The organism is Mycobacterium sp. IS-1264, assembly GCF_001954195.1.
Taxonomy (GTDB): domain Bacteria; phylum Actinomycetota; class Actinomycetes; order Mycobacteriales; family Mycobacteriaceae; genus Mycobacterium.
Genome location: NZ_MBES01000007.1, coordinates 1 through 16,055, shown reverse-complemented (window position 1 = coordinate 16,055; position 16,055 = coordinate 1). Strand labels below are relative to the sequence as shown.

General features: G+C 68.0%; 22 protein-coding genes. 9 read left to right on the top strand and 13 right to left on the bottom strand.

All coding sequences use genetic code 11. The features are described 5' to 3' along the window. The first annotated feature begins 30 nt into the window (after positions 1 to 30). Positions 31 to 315: a 4a-hydroxytetrahydrobiopterin dehydratase gene (locus tag A5744_RS01200; protein WP_076057781.1), complete on the top strand. Its 285-nt coding sequence runs from the start codon at positions 31 to 33 to the stop codon at positions 313 to 315. Here the strand turns inward: A5744_RS01200 and A5744_RS01195 are convergent. Then, entirely contained in the window at positions 312 to 1,625 is a 1,314-nt protein-coding gene (locus tag A5744_RS01195; protein ID WP_076057780.1) for a mannosyltransferase, read from the bottom strand. The two genes, A5744_RS01200 and A5744_RS01195, sit on opposite strands and share 4 nt — an antisense overlap. A gap of 94 nt (positions 1,626 to 1,719) precedes the next feature. Here A5744_RS01195 and A5744_RS01190 point away from each other — a divergent pair, with 94 nt between their 5' ends. Both A5744_RS01190 and A5744_RS01185 read left to right on the top strand, forming a co-directional pair. Beyond that, on the top strand, positions 1,720 to 2,397 hold the full coding sequence (locus A5744_RS01190) for a hypothetical protein (RefSeq protein ID WP_076057779.1): 678 nt from the start codon (positions 1,720 to 1,722) through the stop codon (positions 2,395 to 2,397). Continuing rightward, positions 2,394 to 3,425 (top strand): hypothetical protein, encoded by a 1,032-nt coding sequence (locus A5744_RS01185; protein ID WP_170874396.1) that lies wholly within the window; start codon positions 2,394 to 2,396, stop codon positions 3,423 to 3,425. The genes A5744_RS01190 and A5744_RS01185 overlap by 4 nt, the downstream gene beginning before the upstream one ends. Positions 3,426 to 3,452: 27 nt before the next feature. On the opposite strand, the gene A5744_RS01180 is transcribed toward A5744_RS01185, so the two are convergent. The 5 genes from A5744_RS01180 to A5744_RS01165 all read right to left on the bottom strand — a co-directional run bounded on the left by A5744_RS01180 (position 3,453) and on the right by A5744_RS01165 (position 5,558). Beyond that, entirely contained in the window at positions 3,453 to 3,599 is a 147-nt protein-coding gene (locus A5744_RS01180) for a hypothetical protein (RefSeq protein ID WP_007169078.1), read from the bottom strand. After that, positions 3,596 to 4,174, bottom strand: a complete 579-nt coding sequence (locus tag A5744_RS01175; protein ID WP_076057777.1) for an HhH-GPD-type base excision DNA repair protein — start codon at positions 4,172 to 4,174, stop codon at positions 3,596 to 3,598. The genes A5744_RS01180 and A5744_RS01175 overlap by 4 nt, the downstream gene beginning before the upstream one ends. A gap of 274 nt (positions 4,175 to 4,448) precedes the next feature. Next, on the bottom strand, positions 4,449 to 4,841 hold the full coding sequence (locus A5744_RS01170; RefSeq protein WP_076057776.1) for a VOC family protein: 393 nt from the start codon (positions 4,839 to 4,841) through the stop codon (positions 4,449 to 4,451). Positions 4,842 to 4,895: 54 nt separating this feature from the next. After that, entirely contained in the window at positions 4,896 to 5,072 is a 177-nt protein-coding gene (locus A5744_RS24240) for a DUF5302 domain-containing protein (protein WP_139329411.1), read from the bottom strand. 42 nt (positions 5,073 to 5,114) lie between these two features. Next, positions 5,115 to 5,558 carry a PPOX class F420-dependent oxidoreductase gene (locus A5744_RS01165; RefSeq protein ID WP_076057775.1) on the bottom strand — a complete coding sequence of 148 codons (444 nt, stop codon included), beginning with the start codon at positions 5,556 to 5,558 and terminating at the stop codon, positions 5,115 to 5,117. A gap of 32 nt (positions 5,559 to 5,590) precedes the next feature. On the opposite strand from A5744_RS01165, the gene A5744_RS01160 reads away from it, so the two are divergent. Then, complete coding sequence (locus tag A5744_RS01160; protein ID WP_076057774.1) at positions 5,591 to 6,112, top strand: DUF1697 domain-containing protein; 522 nt, start codon at positions 5,591 to 5,593, stop codon at positions 6,110 to 6,112. A 19-nt stretch (positions 6,113 to 6,131) separates the two neighbouring features. Here the strand turns inward: A5744_RS01160 and A5744_RS01155 are convergent, their stop codons facing one another. Further along, positions 6,132 to 6,497 (bottom strand): GntR family transcriptional regulator, encoded by a 366-nt coding sequence (locus A5744_RS01155; RefSeq protein WP_076057773.1) that lies wholly within the window; start codon positions 6,495 to 6,497, stop codon positions 6,132 to 6,134. Positions 6,498 to 6,535: 38 nt separating this feature from the next. On the opposite strand from A5744_RS01155, the gene A5744_RS01150 reads away from it, so the two are divergent. After that, positions 6,536 to 7,249, top strand: coding sequence for an NAD-dependent deacylase (locus A5744_RS01150; RefSeq protein ID WP_076057772.1), 714 nt, complete (start codon positions 6,536 to 6,538; stop codon positions 7,247 to 7,249). A gap of 5 nt (positions 7,250 to 7,254) precedes the next feature. Here the strand turns inward: A5744_RS01150 and A5744_RS01145 are convergent, their stop codons facing one another. Continuing rightward, positions 7,255 to 7,899: a methyltransferase domain-containing protein gene (locus A5744_RS01145; protein ID WP_076057771.1), complete on the bottom strand. Its 645-nt coding sequence runs from the start codon at positions 7,897 to 7,899 to the stop codon at positions 7,255 to 7,257. 15 nt (positions 7,900 to 7,914) lie between these two features. Continuing rightward, a complete protein-coding gene (locus A5744_RS01140) occupies positions 7,915 to 10,251 on the bottom strand; it encodes an MMPL family transporter (protein ID WP_076057770.1) in 2,337 nt (778 codons plus the stop codon). A gap of 279 nt (positions 10,252 to 10,530) precedes the next feature. On the opposite strand from A5744_RS01140, the gene A5744_RS24230 reads away from it, so the two are divergent. Next, positions 10,531 to 10,686 (top strand): hypothetical protein, encoded by a 156-nt coding sequence (locus tag A5744_RS24230; protein WP_170874394.1) that lies wholly within the window; start codon positions 10,531 to 10,533, stop codon positions 10,684 to 10,686. Positions 10,687 to 10,816: 130 nt separating this feature from the next. On the opposite strand, the gene A5744_RS01135 is transcribed toward A5744_RS24230, so the two are convergent. Beyond that, positions 10,817 to 11,569 carry a 3-hydroxyacyl-CoA dehydrogenase gene (locus A5744_RS01135; protein ID WP_076057769.1) on the bottom strand — a complete coding sequence of 251 codons (753 nt, stop codon included), beginning with the start codon at positions 11,567 to 11,569 and terminating at the stop codon, positions 10,817 to 10,819. A gap of 44 nt (positions 11,570 to 11,613) precedes the next feature. Continuing rightward, the gene (locus tag A5744_RS01130; RefSeq protein ID WP_076057768.1) at positions 11,614 to 12,696 is read right to left on the bottom strand and encodes a CaiB/BaiF CoA-transferase family protein; all 1,083 of its coding nucleotides are present in this window, start codon (positions 12,694 to 12,696) and stop codon (positions 11,614 to 11,616) included. A gap of 90 nt (positions 12,697 to 12,786) precedes the next feature. Between A5744_RS01130 and A5744_RS01125 the strand changes: the two genes are divergently transcribed. Next, positions 12,787 to 13,596 (top strand): enoyl-CoA hydratase, encoded by an 810-nt coding sequence (locus tag A5744_RS01125; RefSeq protein ID WP_076057767.1) that lies wholly within the window; start codon positions 12,787 to 12,789, stop codon positions 13,594 to 13,596. A gap of 6 nt (positions 13,597 to 13,602) precedes the next feature. Here the strand turns inward: A5744_RS01125 and A5744_RS01120 are convergent, their stop codons facing one another. Together A5744_RS01120 and A5744_RS01115 are read right to left on the bottom strand one after the other, a co-directional pair. After that, positions 13,603 to 14,325 carry a type II CAAX endopeptidase family protein gene (locus A5744_RS01120; RefSeq protein ID WP_076057766.1) on the bottom strand — a complete coding sequence of 241 codons (723 nt, stop codon included), beginning with the start codon at positions 14,323 to 14,325 and terminating at the stop codon, positions 13,603 to 13,605. 89 nt (positions 14,326 to 14,414) lie between these two features. After that, entirely contained in the window at positions 14,415 to 14,951 is a 537-nt protein-coding gene (locus A5744_RS01115) for a gamma carbonic anhydrase family protein (protein WP_076057818.1), read from the bottom strand. Between the two features lie 128 nt (positions 14,952 to 15,079). On the opposite strand from A5744_RS01115, the gene A5744_RS01110 reads away from it, so the two are divergent. After that, positions 15,080 to 15,580, top strand: a complete 501-nt coding sequence (locus A5744_RS01110; RefSeq protein WP_076057765.1) for an isoprenylcysteine carboxyl methyltransferase family protein — start codon at positions 15,080 to 15,082, stop codon at positions 15,578 to 15,580. A 76-nt stretch (positions 15,581 to 15,656) separates the two neighbouring features. Next, a partial coding sequence (locus A5744_RS01105; RefSeq protein ID WP_139331191.1) for an FAD-dependent oxidoreductase occupies positions 15,657 to 16,055 on the top strand: 399 nt, incomplete at its 3' end.

The following is a 16,055-nucleotide window of genomic DNA, read 5'->3' as shown; positions in this document are numbered from 1 at the left end:
AACGGTCGGCGTGCGGAGTATGTTCGGGGTATGGCTGTGTTAACGGATGAGCAAGTAGACGCCGCACTGCCCGACCTCGACGGCTGGGAGCGTGCCGATGGTGCCCTTCGCCGGTCGATAAAGTTTCCGAGCTTTCTGGCCGGCATCGACGCGGTGCGTCGGGTGGCCGAACACGCGGAAAGCAAGGACCATCACCCAGATATCGATATTCGTTGGCGGACAGTGACTTTCGCTCTGGTGACGCATTCCGAGGGCGGTATCACCAAGAACGACATCGACATGGCGCGCGATATCGACGGGATCGTCGCGGACTAACCCTGCGACGACGCGGCCCGCTCGGCGGGCTGCGAAGGCTGCCCGTCGGACGGGACGGCGCGGCGGCCGGTGGCGGCGATCCAGATCAGGGTCGCCAGCGCGGCCGCGATGTACACCAGCCCGGCCCACGCCAGATACCACGGGCGGCCGAGTTGCCAGATGCTCGGCTGCGCGAAGCTCAGCAGCCAGGGCACGCCAACGATGGTGAGCGCCAACCAACCCCAGCCCACGATCGACGCGCCGGGCCGTTGGCGGACCGGCCCATGAATCGCCCAGATCATCAGCGGGACCAACCACACCCAGTGATGGGTCCACGAAATCGGCGAGAGCAGCAGCCCGAACAACTCGACCACCAGCAGCTTGCCGAGCCGATCGGAGCAGTCCAGCGCCCGCCACGCGAGGACGGCCAGGACCGCCGTGACGGCGATGGCGGCCAGCACGAGCGGACCGAATCCCGCGTCGTGGCCCAGGATCCGCGAAATGCCGCCACGCCAGGACTGATTGAACGAGGTGGCGATGGGCCCGACCCGGCGCGCGTCGCCCAGCAGGTCGGTGAAGTAGTAACGCGCCTGATCGCCGACAACGAGCACCGATATCCCGACGGTGCCAAGGAACACGACCGCCGATGTCACGGCAGCGCCGACGCGCCGGACTCCGAGGAGGTAGACACCGGCGATCGCCGGCGTCAGCTTGATCCCGGACGCCACGCCGACCAACAGTCCCGACAGCCACCACCGCGTGGTCCAGGCGGCCCAGAGCACCCCGATCATCAGCAGCACATTGATCTGCCCGTAGTCGAAGGTGCTGCGCAACGGCTCGATCCAGATGCTGACGGCCGTCCAGGCCATCGCCACGCGGTGGCTGCCCCCGCCGAGCAACCGTTGACTGATCCGAATCGCGCCGTACAACGCTGCGATCGTCGCGATCTGCCATAGGAAAGCCACGAGGCCAAACGGCAACAGGTGCAGGGGATAGAAGACAACGGCCGCGAACGGCGGGTAGGTGAACGGCAGCGGGAAGTCCGGCGTCTGATCGGCGTAGGTGTAGCCGTACAGGCTGCCGGGGTGGTCGATAGCAGCCGCGCCGCCGAGGTAGACGTGCAAGTCGACAAAGTTTGCCCCGTGGGGTGCCAGGTATGTCCAAGCGAGTCGCGCCGCGACGCTGACGGCTAGCAGCACCGGCGCGGCCGTGACGAGCAGATTCGCCAGCCGCCGGGTGTTCGATGCCGCCGGGGCGGCCGAGGTTGCGTCTATCCGCCCGACTTTAGCGATCGACGCACACGCTCGATCACCGCCGTCACACGTATCCATAACGATCGAATAAATGCCACACGTGTCACTTGAGTCACACCAGCATCAACGTACCTTCAGGCCGGGACCTGTCGTCGATAACTCAGGGAGAGTCATGCCAACCATCTGGACCTACATGCGGGCATCCGCCGTTCTGGTCGGTTCGTCCGCCGCGCTACTCACGGGCGGAATCGCCCACGCCGACCCCGTGCCGGCGGACCCGGTACCGAACATTCCGCAACAGCTGATCGCTTCTGCGGCCAACGCGCCGCAGATTCTGCAAAACCTCGCGACCGCACTCGGGGCGACCCCGCCTGCCACGCCGGCGGCTCCCGGTATCACCTTTCCGGGGCTGACCCCGGCCGCGGCCGCGCCCGCGGCTTCGTCTCCGGCTGCTATCCCGTCGCTTCCGGGGATCACGGCGCCGGCAGCTACCTCACCCGTAGCTCCCGCGGCCACCTCCGCACTTCCGGGGCTCAACTCGATCCCAGGGTTGGCACCGGCGGCGCCGGCGGCGCCCGCTGTGCCGGCGGCTCCGGCGATTCCGGGTCTGCCGGTTTCGATCCCGGGCGTGCCGGCAGCTCCGGCCGTTCCGGCGGCACCGGCCACTCCGGCGGCGAGGGTGAACATGCCGGCGCTGCCGGGCTTACCGCTGAATGTGCCACCGCAGCTTTCGCTTCCGGGCGACCTGTCGGCGTTGGCCAACGGTGGTGTCCCGGGTGCACCGGCAGCGGCAGCACCGGCGGCGCCGGCGCCCCTTACCCCGCCGTCGCTGCTTTCCGCCCTGCCCTGAGCAACCCACTAAACAGCTTCACCCACCACCTAGGACCGGAGGACACCGTGGCAAGCACTTGGAATCTGTCCAAAGGTGTGGCCGCTGTCGCCACGGCATCGGTTGCCGCGTTCGGGCAGAGCCCGAACGCGGCGGCCGACCCGGCGGCACCACAGCCGACACCGCAACAGAACTCCGCTCAGCAGCTTCCCGGCCTGCCGGCACTATCGCAGCTGAGTCCGATCATCCAGCAGGCGGCCAGCAATCCCGCGCAAGCGACGCAGTTGCTCATGGCCGCGGCGCAGGCGTTCACCCACAATCCGACCGCACCAACCGAGTCCAAGAACGTGGCCGAGTCGGTGAACCATTTCGTCCGAGAGCCGGGCGCGCCGGATGCCGTCACCCCGACGGATGCCGGACCGGTGCCACACGTGCCACCGGACGGTGTAGTGCCCGGCGTGCAATCGCACCTGCCGACGGGCATTGATCCCGCCCGCGCCGCGGGCCCCGCCCCGGCCTCGGCACCCGTGGCCACCCCGCCGGTCGCCACTCCGCCGGCGCCGGTGGCAGCACCGGCCTCGCCGGCGCCCGACGCCGCCGCGCCGGCCGCCCCCGCGGCGGCTCCCGGTTTCGGACCGGACGCCCCGCCGACACAGGACTTCATGTACCCCTCGATCGGCACCAATTGCCTTGCGGACGGCAGTAGTTCGATCGCGACCGCGCTTTCGGTGGCGGGGCCGGCCAAGATTCCGACGCCGGGCCCCGCACCCGGCCAGACCGCCTATGTGTTCACCGCCGTCGGAACCCCCGGGCCCGCCGAGGTGCAGAAGCTGCCGCTGAACGTCACCTGGGTGAACCTGACCACCGGTAAGTCCGGCAGCGTCACCCTCACGCCGCGCAGCGACATCAACCCGGACGGCCCAACTACCTTGACAGCGATTGCCGACACCGGGTCGGGCAGCATCATGTCGACGATCTTCGGGCAGGTCACTACCAAGGAAAAGCAGTGCCAGTTCATGCCCACCATCGGCTCGACGGTGGTGCCCTAACACCACCCGACCGGCGGGAGGCCGCGGCTAGTACGCCATGAACAAGATGGCGTCGCGGTCGTACTCCAGGCCCGGATGAACGCTGGCAAGGTGGGCCTGGGTCAGTTCGACCAGCTCGTCCTCGTCCTTGCCGACGATGGCTTCGCCGCACGGACACGTCAGGTGTGTCTTCACGTTGCCGCCTTTCCCTTTGCTGCTGCCTTCATCTGCTTCTTGTAGGACCGCACTTTGCCCATTGATTGCGCGTCGACGATGTCGGCGACGGACAGGTGGGCGCCGGCCTTGCCGAACTCCCCGGCCGCGGCCCGCCAGCCCGTCGGCGTCACGCCGTATTGCTTACCCAGCAGCGCCAGGAAGATCTTGGCCTTCTGCTCACCGAAGCCGGGCAGCGCCTTGAGCCGCTGCAGCAGCTCCTTGCCGTCGGGCTCACCGGCCTTCCACAACCCGGCCGCGTCGCCCTCGTAGCGATCCACGATGATCTGGGCCAGGGTCTGAATCCGCTTGGCCATCGACCCCGGAAAGCGGTGTATCGCAGGCCTTTCCGCGCACAGCGCGGCGAACTTGTCCGGATCGTAGGCGGCGATCTGGCCGGCATCCAGGCCGCCAAGTCGGTCCGCGATCTTCTTTGGCCCCGCGAAGGCCGTCTCGAATGGCACCTGTTGATCAAGCAGCATGCCGATCAGCAACGCGAACGGGTTCGAGGACAGAAGTCGATCGGCCTCGGGTTCCTGCGCCAAGCAGAGCTTCACAGACACACTCAACCACAAGGCCTGGGGACCGTGAAGGCTCAGGGCAGTGTGGTCTTCTGTGGCCGCCGAGGGAGGCGGGTCTCGCGGCGCTGAGCGCGATCGGCGCCACCATCATCGCGGCGCCGGTGATGATGCACGCGCGCCAGCTCAGCGACACCGATACCGCCGCTTTGGTAGTTATCGGCATAGCGTGGAAGTCAGCGCAGTCCGGCGAAGATCGATAGTGGCACGCGTGCCGGCACCCTTGTCGATCGACCGGTACCGGCTCGCCTCGCTAGCGGCCGGCGGGCTGGAACAACTCGACCGGGTTACCTGCCGGGTCTAGCAACAGGATTTGTTGCCCACCAGGGCCTTTGACGATGTCGTTGCGAAAAGTGAGCCCGGCGGCGCGGAGCCGCGCAACCTCTGCAGTGATGTCGTCGACGATCAGATGAATGCGATTCCAGCCACCCGGCACCGGTGTGGCGCCGTCGGGCATCGGACGCGCTCCGGAACTGGTGGGTCCGGACAGCAACAACCGCAACGATCCCCGGGTGACTTCCGCGAAAGCCGGTGCGGCGTTATGGCCCAAAACGAATCCGAGATGGCTGGTGTAGAAATCGATCGCTCGCGCCACGTCGTCGACGAGATAACGCACGCTGGCCATTTCGGTGGACGCGATCGCCATGATCCATTCCTCCTCAGGGTCCGAGTGCTGGGCCAGAGCCGGCTGCCTTCGGCTCTAGCCGCTCTTGCGGCGGAATTCCCGGCGGCTCTCGGCCGGACCGTGCGCCCGCGGCTGCTTGTCGCCGCCGTCCTTGTGGTCGGATCCGCCCGACGACTTCGCCTTCTTGCGGTCGAGCGCTTCGCGGAACCTGCGCTTGGTCTCGTCCTCTTGCTGAGAGTTCGATTCGGCCATGACGGCAGCTTAACGCGGACTCCCCGCGCCTGGCTCGTCGATTTACCGCTTACCCGGCGGCATGCCGTACACGTGCGAGACGCGCAGTGTCAGCAACACCCGCCGATCGGTGACCATCGCCTCGCGGAACTCGTCCCAGTCCGGATGTTCCCCGGCGATGTTGCGATACAAAGCAATCAGCGCCTCGACGGTGTCGTCGTCGGGCGCGGCCGCCGGGGGCGTCAGTTCCGCCGTGCCCTCGGCAACGGCGTACGACCATCCGTCGTCGGCGTCGACCAACAGCGACGCGCGCGGGTCGCGGCGCAGGTTGCGCGTCTTGGCGCGCGGCTCGGTGATGGATACGCGCACGGCCAGCTCGCGCGGGTCGAAGTGATAGCTCACGTTCGACAGCTGCGGGCGCCCGTCACGCTTGATGGTGGCCAATACCCCGAGGGAGTTCCCACTGATGACGGCCAACAATTTGTCGTCGAAGACTTGGCGTCCCATGTCGAAAGCCTACGTCGTGGTGAAATCGCACTATGACGAAGTACGCAGCCTTCCTGCGGGGCGTCAACGTCGGCGGCGTCAATCTCAAGATGGCCGAGGTGGCAGCCGCGCTGACGGACGCGGGATTCAAGAATGTGCGCACCATCCTGGCCACCGGCAACGTGGTGCTGGAGTCCTCGGCCAAGGCCGCCGCGGTGCGCAAGAAAGCCGAATCGGCCCTTCGCGAGCGATTCGGCTACGACGCCTGGGTGCTGACCTATGACATCGACACGGTGCGTGCCATCAGCGACGGCTATCCCTTCGAGCGCGAGGTCGAGGGGTACCAGTCCTACGTCACGTTCGTCGCCGACGCGGCGGTGCTCGACGAACTCGCCGGGCTGAGCGGCAAGGCCGGCCCCGACGAGAAGATCAGCCGCGGCGACGGGGTCGTCTATTGGCAGGTGCCCAAGGGCGGCACGCTGGACAGCACCATCGGCAAGACGATGGGCAAGCCGCGCTACAAATCGTCGACCACCACCCGCAACCTGCGCACGCTGGATAAAGTCTTGCGCTAGGCCAGAATTCGACGGCCGCTCAGTCGTCGGGCACATCCTCGATGTAGCGCAACGCGTCGGCCTTGTCCAGGCCCAGTCCCCGGGCCACGCGGACGTATTCCCGGGCCGCGGCCGCCATCGCCGCGTCGGTCGGGTCGTAGCGAGCGACGAAAGTGCCGAAGCGGCCCCGGGTTTCGACGATGGCCGCGGTTTCCAGCTCCCGGTAGGCGCGGGCCACGGTATTGACGGCCACGCCGAGTTGGCCGGCCAGCTCACGCACGGTCGGCAGCCGGGTGCCGGGCGGCAGCGCGCCCTCGCGGACCCCGTCGATGACCTGCGTCCTGAGCTGGTCGAACAACGGCCTGCGCGCCTTCAGGTCGACCTTCAACCAGTCCGCCAGCTCCACGTACCCCAGTATCACCCACGCACCGCTATCTTGGGGGGATGCGAGTGACGGTGCTCAGCGGCGCGGGAATCTCCGCGGAGAGCGGCGTGCCGACATTCCGCGACGACAAAAACGGGCTGTGGGCCCGCTTCGATCCGTACGAGTTGTCCAGCACGCAAGGGTGGCGCAACAACCCCGAACGGGTCTGGGGATGGTACCTGTGGCGGCACTACCTGGTGGCCAACGTCGAACCCAACGCGGGGCACCGTGCCATCGCCGACTGGCAGGACCATGCCGAAGTCAGCGTCGTCACGCAGAACGTCGACGACTTGCACGAGCGCGCCGGCAGCGCCGCCGTGCACCATCTGCACGGAAGTCTTTTCGAATTCCGTTGTGCGCGTTGCGATTCACCGTATACCGAGGCATTGCCCGAGATGCCGGAACCGGCGCTGGAGATCCAGCCACCGGTCTGCGGTTGCGGCGGCCTGATTCGGCCCGACATCGTGTGGTTCGGTGAGCCGTTGCCCGACGAGCCGTGGCAGCGGGCGCTCGAGGCGACGGAGACCGCCGACGTCATGGTGGTGGTCGGGACCTCGGCGATCGTCTACCCGGCGGCCGGCCTGCCGGAACTGGCGCTGGCCCGCGGCACCGCTGTGATTGAAGTCAACCCCGAACCCACGCCGCTGAGCGGCGCCGCCACCCTGAGCCTGCGCGAGACCGCGAGCCAGGCCTTGCCGAAGCTGCTGCAGCGACTGCCCGCCCTGCTGGGCTAACCGCGCTAGGCCCGGCGCGCCCGGCCCAATAACAACTCCGACACCGGAAGCGGCGCCCAGACCGGTAGCGTCCACTCGCGCCGAGAACTCTGCACACGGAACCCGGCGTCGACGATCGCGCGCTCGGTGTCGCGATGGGTGTGGCAGTTCCCAAACAGCCTGGGCCACAAGGTCGCATCGGCGAGACGCTGCAGCCGGCCCCGCCCACCGGCGCTGGCCACGTGCTCGAGATAGCGCAGCTCGCCTCCCGACCGCAGCAATGAATGCAGGCGCGCCAGCACCATGGCGGGGTCCTCCACCGAACACAGCACCAGCGAGCACACAACCGCGTCGAAGGGCGTCGCGCCGGCGAAGGCCTCGACGGTCTCGCCGGTCACGACGATTGGGATGCCCGCGGCGGCGGCCGCCTTGCGGGCCCGCGCGGCCAGGCGCGGCTCGGGCTCGATGGCGACCACTTGCTCGACGGAATCCGGGTAGAGCGGGAAGTTCGTCCCGACGCCCGCACCGATTTCCAGCACCCGGCCCGACAAGCCGGCCAGGTTCTCCCGGCGCAGGGCCCGCACCGCCTCGACCTCGCGGGCGGCCACCAGGGGCCAGATCCGGGCGAAAAACGGATTATCGACGGTGGATGCCGGCGCCGTAGCCGTCATGTTCGTAGTCCCTCCCTAACCGACGTTGGTCACCGACTCCGTGACCTCGTGACCATTGTGCTGTGCCGCGATCCCGGCGGGTTCGAGTTGGACATCATTCGTCGGCCCCTCGCTGATCCCGAACCGCTCGTGCAGCCGCGCCAAGGGCTTGGGCGCCCACCAATTCCACCGGCCCATCACATGCATGAACGCCGGCACCAGCACCATCCGCACCAGGGTCGCGTCCGCGAACACGGCCAGGGTCAGCCCCAGGCCGAACATCCGCATGAACGACACGTGCGCGGCGATCAGCGCGGCGAACGACATCGACATCACCAGCGCGGCCGCGGTGATCACCCGCCCGGTGCGGGCCACGCCGTGCGCCACGGCCTCGTCGTTGGCGGCGTGCGCCTGCTTGGCGATTGGCTTCGCCGGCCGGTACTGCAGCCAGTACTCGCGGATCCGGGAGATCAGGAACACCTCGTAGTCCATGGACAACCCGAACGCGATGCAGAACAACAGCACCGGCATGTTCGCGACGAGCGTGCCGCTCGGGGTCGTTCCCAGCGCGCCGAGATGGCCGTCCTGGAAGATCCACACCAGCGCGCCGAACGCCGCGGTCAGCGACAGCACGTTACACATCAGGGCCTTCACCGGCATCACCACGCTGCCGGTCAGCAGGAACAGCAACACGAAGGTCACGGCGGCCATCAGCCCCAGCACCAGCGGAAGCCGATCCGTCACCGCGTCGACGCTGTCGCGGTTGACTTGCGCGACGCCGGCCAGCTCGACGGGTCGGCCGGCCGGACCGGGGACCGCGCGCAGGTTCTTCAGCTGCGCGTCCGAGGCGGCCGAAAACAGCGGCGCCGCGCTGCTCACCGTCAGGAAGGCGCTGCCGTCGCCCATGCCGGTGGCCGCCGCCGGCGGTCCCACCCGGTTTCCGTTCACAAACGTCCCACCCGGCGCCGATACCTCCGACACCTCGGATACGCGGGACAAGTCCGCGGCGTACCGGTCCAGGTCGGCCGGGCTCACGCCGGCGGCGTCGGGAATGACGACGGGCACCGACGTCGAGAAGTCGTGCGCGAAATTGGTGCGCAACTCGTCACCGACCTGATGCGCCGACGCCGAGCGCGGCAGGACCCGGTCGTCCGGGAACCCCCACTTGACCGAGATGAAGGGAAGCCCGAGCACCAGCAGCAGGGCGCCGACGCCCAGGCCAAGGGGCAGCCAGCGGCGCATCACGAATTTGCTCGACCGGTACCAGAACAATTGCTCGACCGGTCTGTGCACCGGATCCGGGCGCCGCATCTTTTTAGGCAGCGCCCGACGCACCAGCGTGCGCGCGTTCAGCGAGTCCAGTCGCGGGCCCAGCAGCACGATGGCGGCCGGGGTGATCACGATGGACGCGGTCGCGACGAAGCCCACGGTCGCCACCCCGGCGTAGGCGAACGACTTCAGAAAGTACATCGGGAACAGCGCCGTCGCCGACATCGACAAGGCGACGGTGACCGCGGAGAACAGCACCGTGCGGCCCGACGTGGCCATGGTCCGGATCAGTGCCTGGTCTCGGTCACCGCCCTCGGCCAGCTCGTCGCGATAGCGGCTCACGATCAGCAGCGTGTAATCGATCGCCAACGCCAAGCCCAACGCGGTGCTCAGGTTGAGCGCGAAGACCGACACCTGAGTGCCGAGCGCTATCAGCCGCAGGACCGACATCGAGCCGACAACGGCCAACGCGCCGAGGGTCATCGGCAGGGCCGCCGCGAGCAGGCCGCCGAACACCCAGATCAGCACGAGGAAGCTCAGCGGGATCGCGATCGCCTCCATGACGACCAAGTCGTCCTGGTTCTGTTTGTTGATCTGGGCGTACTGCATCGCCGAGCCGCCCGCGCGGACGCTGACGCCGTCGCGGTCGTGGACGAATTCGTCCGAGAGAGTCTGGGCGTTCTGCTGCGCGTTGGTTTCGCCGCCCTTGAGGTTGATCACGATCAAGCCCGATTTCCCGTCCTGGCTGACCAGATCGGCGCCGGCCCCCGCGGGAGTTTCCGTCCACGGCGAGGAGACGTTGTAGACCAACGGCGAGCGCCGCAATTCGTCGACCAGCTCGGTGCCCACCTTGCGGGCCTGTTCGCTGCCGGCGCCCGCCGGCGCGGTGAGGAGGATCAGCATTTGCTGACCGCTCTGCCCGAACTTGTCGGTCAACACGGCGATGGCGCGGGCCGACTCGGAGTCGGGATCCTGGAAACCGCCGGGCGCCAGGCTCTTGGCGACGGGAACGCCGAAGATCGCGGCGGCTACAAAGACTAGGACGGCGATCGCGAGGATGCGCCGAGGCGCCGCGATGGCCAGCCGAGCGGTCGCCTGCAGCATGATCGTCCTTCCGCCAGGCGGGGCAACGCTCGCCCGCACCCAGAGCCGCGGCAACCATCCGGCAGGGTTACCGGTGTCAAACGACACCTTCCGTGAACACGCATACGCCCGCCCACATGGTTCAACGCAGTACCAAACCTGCGCGATACTAAGAGTCTAGAAAGAAAACTGGGCCGCAGGTAGGCCCCCTGACTGGCCCAATCCGTCGCCGGGCGGCCCGCGAACCTACCGGCGAGTAAATTGCCACCATTTTCCGAATCGTGACTCAAAGATTCCTTAATGGTGGCCCATACGCTCATCCTCATGTGGATCGACGACTCGAGTGCCGACGTCATCAAGGCTGACTTTGAGGCCCTTTACCACGGCGACATGCTGGTGGAAGGTGAGACCTCCGAGCAGTTCGAAGACTCGCACCCGCTGCCTACGGCAAGCTGACCGCCATGAGCGTGCTCGCGCGGCTACTGATGGCCGAACCCGCCATTACCCGATGGTTCCGTCGGTAACTTCGTACTTGTTTCCCAGACAGCCCTCCGCACGCGGGGGGCTTTCTCTTTGCCCGTGAACCTCAGCGGGGCGCCATCCGGATGGCGCCGTCGAGGCGGATTACCTCGCCGTTGAGCATCGGATTTTCGATGATGTGGAGGGCCAAGGCGCCGTACTCGTCGGGATCACCCAGCCGGGCCGGGTGTGGCACCTGCTTGCCCAACGACTTCTGCGCCTCCTCGGGCAGCGAACCCAGCAGCGGCGTCTTGAACAATCCCGGCGCGATGGTCACCACGCGGATGAGCTCGCGCGACAGGTCGCGCGCGATCGGCAGCGTCATGCCGACGACGCCGCCCTTGGACGCCGAGTAGGCGGCCTGCCCGATCTGCCCCTCGAACGCGGCGACCGAGGCGGTGTTGATGATGACGCCGCGCTCTTCTCCGATTGGTTCGGTCTTGGCGATGCGCTCGGCGGCCAGCCGCAGCACGTTGAACGTACCGATCAGGTTGACCCCGATCACCTTCTTGAACCCGTCCAGTGGGAACGGGCCGTCCTTCGACAGGGTCTTGATGGCGTTGCCGATGCCCGCACAGTTGACGTTGATGCGCAGCGGGCCCAGCGACTCGGCCGTGTCGAGCGCGCCGCTCACGGCGGTCTCGTCGGTGACGTCGGCCTCGACGAAACGCGCCCGATCGCCCAGCTCGCGTACCGCGTCTTCGCCGCGCAGGTCCAGCACCACCACCTGGGCGCCGGCGTCGAGCAGCCTCTTGGTGGTGGCCAGGCCCAGACCCGACGCTCCCCCGGTGACGACGGCTACGGCGTCCTTGATCTCCATCCGAGTCCCTCCCTTATCCATCCCGCCAACCAGTTGGTTGGGGACTATACCCAGTCGCTGAGCACGGCCTCGACATCGGCCACCGGCGACGCGGGCCGCGGGGTATCGGCTGCCGTGCGCGAGAACCGCGGAGCGGGCAACGGCTGCAGCGCGCCGTTGACTTCGTAGAAGGTGTTCCGCTCGGTGATGTGCGGCTCGGTCTGCACCTCACCGAAGGCCAACACCGGCGTGACGCAGGCGTCGGAATCGGCGAACACCTTCGTCCAGTGATCGCGATCGTGGGCCCCGAACGCCTCGGTGAGCGCCGCCCGCAGCTCGGGCCAGCGGGTCATGTCGTTCTGTGGCGGCAGGTTAGCGGCATCCAGGCCGAGGCCGGCCAGCATGGCCGCATAGAACTGGGGCTCGATGGCACCGACCGCGACGTAGCGGCCGTCGGCGCACTCGTAGGTGTCGTAGTACGGCGCACCGCCGTCGAGCATGTTGGTGCCACGTTCGTCGGTCCACATGCCGGAGGCACGCATTTGCCACATCATCTGGATCAGCACGCTCGAGCCGTCGACCATCGCTGCGTCGACGACCTGACCCTTGCCGGAACGCTGCCGTTCCCACAGTGCGGACAGGATGCCGACCAACAAAAACATCGAGCCGCCACCGAAGTCGCCGACCAGGTTGAGCGGCGGCACCGGCCGCTGGTTCGCCCGGCCGATGGAGTGCAGGATCCCGTTCAGCGAGATGTAGTTGATGTCGTGGCCGGCCTGTTGGCTGCGCGGACCGGTTTGGCCCCAGCCCGTCATCCGGGCGTAGATCAGCCGCTCGTTTACCGCGGCGCACTGCTCGGGGCCGATGCCGAGGCGCTCCGTGACGCCGGGGCGATAGCCCTCGATCAACACGTCGGCCTTGGCGACGAGCTTGAGCACGAGTTGGCGTCCCTCGTCGGACTTGAGGTCGGCCGTCACGATGCGACGGTTGCGGCTCATCGCGTCCTTGACCACACCACCCGGGGCGCCCGACGGGCGGTCGATGCGCACGACGTCGGCGCCCAGATCCCCGAGGATCATGGCGGCGTGCGGGCCCGGCCCGATCCCCGACAGCTCGACAACGCGTAGTCCACTCAGCGGTCCCGCCATGATCCACCGACCTTTCGTCTGCTTTGACGTCGTTCGCATCTTCGCAGCCGCGGTTCTCGGCCGCGCATCCCGGTCACCTAGGGTGTGGCCATGTCGCAATCCGTGCTCGACGCGCTGACCCCCGTAGCCGGTCTTGACGTCACGCTGGCCGACGGCGTGCTGTCGGTGACCATCGACCGCCCCGACAGCCTGAACTCGCTCACCGTTCCGGTGATTACCGCACTCGCCGACGCGATGGAATGTGCGGCCGACGACCCGGAGGTCAAGGTGGTGCGGCTGGGCGGCGCCGGTCGCGGCTTCTGCTCCGGAGCGGGCATCAGCGCCGACGACATGTCCGGCAGCGGAATGCCGCCCGACGAAATCGTCCTGGAGGTCAACCGGCTGATCCGCGCCATCACGGCGCTGCCGCGGCCCGTCGTTGCCGTCGTCCAGGGCCCGGCGGCCGGCGTCGGCGTTTCCCTGGCCCTGGCCTGCGATCTCGTATTGGCTTCTGACAAAGCGTTTTTCATGCTGGCCTTCACCCAAATCGGGTTGATGCCCGACGGCGGCGCGTCGGCGTTGATCGCGGCCGCGATCGGCCGGATCCGCGCGATGCGCATGGCGCTGCTGGCCGAGCGGTTGCCGGCCGCCGAGGCGTTGGCCGCGGGGCTACTCACCGCGGTCTATCCCGCCGAGGAGTTCGACGCCGAGGTCGACAAGGTGATCTCGAAGTTGTTGGCGGGACCCGTCGTTGCGTACTCCAAGACCAAACACGCCATCAACGCGGCCACGCTGACCGAGCTGGACAACGCGCTCGAGTGTGAATACCGCGGCCAGTCGGTGCTGCTGCGATCACCCGACTTCGTCGAGGGCGCAACGGCATTCCAGCAGCGCCGCACCCCCGACTTCTCCGACCGCTGACGGCCGTCACACGGCGAACAGCGGGGGCAACGCGAGCACCACGATCAACCCCCACACGAGGTGGGTCAGCGCCGGGGCCAACACGCCGCCGCTGGCCCGGCGCTCCAGCGCGCACACCGTCCCGAGAACGATCGCGGCGAAGCCGAGCACCGCGTTGCCACTGGCCATGATCGCGGCCACGTACAAAGCCGTCGAAATGACCGCCGGATGGTGGCGGCCCAATGCGCTGTAAAGCGCGCCGCGGAAAAACACCTCCTCGGCCACCCCGTTGATCAACGTGATCGCCACGATCGCCCATACCGATCCATGATCGGCGAACGCGAGCACCCGGGTGATCGACGCGGCGACGGCTGGAATCTCCCGGCCGATCAAGCCGCCCAACACGAAGACGCCGCCAAGGGCGAGACCAATGGTCGTGCCGGAGATGACCGGGCGCTGGTTGCGCCCCCGCCAGCAGATGCCACCCAGGTGCAGCGGGCCCGACGTGAATCCGCCGACGAACCACACCGCCGCCAGCGCAAGCGTCAGCCAATAGAAACTTGATTCCCCCGGATGACGCCGCATCGAGAAACCCAGCACGATGGCACCGATCAGCAGCGTGACGCCGACGACGACGCGCCGACGCCGCACTACCGCGGGCGGTTCGTTATGCGGCACAGCGACATTGGTGATCGCACGGCGCAGCTCGAAGAGCACACTGGTGCGATATGGAGTGCCGGACTGGCTCATGCGAGCCGCACCTTCGGGGCCGGGGTGATCGGGGCGGCACCGGCGACCAGAATCCGCATATTCCCGACCCTAGTAGGCGCGGGCCTGGTTCACCGGCCGGCTTCGTCCGTCGAGGCGCGGTGCAGGTCGAGCAGCCGCCGGTACACCGCGGCGTTGTGCCGGTTGTTGGCGACCTCGGCCTCGCTGAGTTCGCGTTGTACCCGGGCCGGCACACCGGTCACCAGTGACCGCGCCGGCACCACCATGCCCTGCGGCACGAGCGCACCGGCGGCCACCAGCGCGCCCGCACCGATCAGCGCGCCGTTGAGGACGACCGCCCCCGAACCGATCAACGCGTCGTCTTCGATCGTGCACCCGTGGATGACGGCGTTGTGCCCGACACTCACTCCGGCACCGATGCGGACCGGGAATTCCTTGTCGACGTGGACGGTGACGCCATCTTGGATGTTGGTCCCGAACCCGACCTCGATCAGCTCGGCCTCGGCCCGCACCGTCGCCGCGTACCACACACTGACCCTGGCGGCGAGGCTGACCTTTCCGATCACGCTGGCATTGGGCGCCACCCAGGACTCGGCGTGCAGGACAGGCACGTGGCCCCGAATGGAAACAATCAGTGGCGCGGACATGGACGTCATCGTAAATGCCCGCAAGCCAACCGTTTACCGGCCGGTTTGAACCGACGCAGCTACGGCACCGTAACCCGGTACGTGAACCCTGCTGGCGCGGCAGTGCCCGGTCACGAGATAGTGAAGGCATGTACTACCTGCTGATCCTGGCGGTCGGGATCGAACGCGTGGCGGAGCTGGTGGTGTCCAGGCGAAACGCGCGGTGGTCTTTTGCCCAGGGCGCCAAGGAGTTTGGACGTCGGCACTACGTGGTGATGGTCGTCCTCCACACCGCCCTGCTGGTGGCCTGCGTCGTCGAACCCTGGGCGCTGCACCGGCCGTTCATCGCCTGGCTCGGCTGGCCGATGCTGGCCGTGGTGGTGCTGAGCCAGGTTCTGCGCTGGTGGTGCATCACGACGCTGGGCCGGCGGTGGAACACCAGGGTGATCGTGTTACCGGACGCGCCGCTGGTCCGAGAGGGCCCCTACCGGTGGCTGCATCACCCGAACTATGTTGCAGTGGTGGCCGAAGGGTTTGCGCTGCCGTTGGTGCACACGGCGTGGCTGACCGCGGCCATTTTCACCCTGGCCAACGCGATGTTGCTGAGGGTGCGTGTGCACGTGGAGAACTCCGCGTTGGGCTACACATGACGAACCGCGCCGGCGACGATGCAGAACGAAGTGATGAGGTGGGGGCACATCCCGCTTGCGGGGGAGAGCGGCGCGCATGAACTTCGACACCGACCTGCTCATTGTCGGCGGCGGCCCCGGAGGCCTCGCCACGGCGTTACACGCTCGCCGGCAAGGGCTTTCGGTGATCATTGCCGAGCCGCGCGAGAGCCCCATCGACAAGGCGTGCGGCGAGGGGCTGATGCCCGGCGGCCTTCGCGAGCTGATGTCGTTGGGGGTTGACCCGGCCGGCATGCCGTTTCACGGCATCGCCTACGTCGGCGAACATCGTCGGGCCGAGGCGCGGTTTCGCGCCGGCCCGGGCCGGGGCGCGGGGGGGCCCCCCCGGGGCCCGGGCCGGGCCCGCCCGGGGCCAAAGGCACGAAACCCGGGGGGGGGGGGGGGGGGGGGCGCCCGCGGGGCGGCTGGGGGGGGGGGGGGCGGGGGGGGGGGGGGG